This window comes from Caballeronia glebae, from assembly GCF_001545035.1.
GTDB classification, from domain to species: domain Bacteria; phylum Pseudomonadota; class Gammaproteobacteria; order Burkholderiales; family Burkholderiaceae; genus Caballeronia; species Caballeronia glebae.
This window is the reverse complement of the sequence record NZ_FCOJ02000188.1, coordinates 1-638: the sequence shown is the minus strand read 5'-3', so window position 1 is coordinate 638 and position 638 is coordinate 1. Positions and strand designations below refer to the sequence as shown.

Genomic DNA, 638 nt, shown 5'->3' with positions numbered 1-638 from the left:
GGGCTGGTGTCGCGCATCGTCGGGGCGGATCGCCTTCTGGATGAGGCCGTCGAAGCCGCGACGATCATCGCCGGCTTCTCGCTGCCCGCCGTGATGATGGCCAAGGAAGCAGTCAACCGCGCTTACGAGACGACGCTCGCGGAAGGCGTACATTTCGAGAGGCGGCTCTTCCATTCATTGTTCGCTACGGAAGATCAAAAGGAGGGCATGGCGGCATTCGTTGAGAAGCGTAAGCCGGTTTTCAAGAATCGGTGAGCTTATTTGAGAAAGCGCTTGCACTTCTCGATCCCACTTACTAGAATTCCGTTCCTTCGCGATTCGATGAATGCGAAGGAAGCGGGAGCAGGTGGCATGGATGGTGTGCTTGGAGCAGGTTGTAGAAGGCTCTGAGCGGTCAGCGAGAAGAAAGAAGCTTCGAATTCTTGTTGACACGAACCGAAATGTTCTTCATAATCTCGTTTCTCTGCTGCTGATGCAGCGACGCAAGACGGAAGTTGATGTGAGTCTTGCGATGTGCTCTTTAAAAACTAACAGCCGATAAGTGTGGGCGCTTGATGACAAGTGCGGTTTCAGTCTTTCGGGGCTGAAGCAATAGCAAAAGTATCAAGAGTCTCACACGAAGTATCAGAGGAAGGTTT

At 52.7% G+C, this 638-nt stretch carries 1 protein-coding gene; it reads left to right on the top strand.

What is annotated here, in order from left to right:
- The coding region (locus AWB82_RS36740; protein ID WP_235023607.1) for an enoyl-CoA hydratase-related protein at positions 1–255 on the top strand (255 nt) is incomplete at its 5' end.
- Positions 256–638 lie beyond the last annotated feature (383 nt).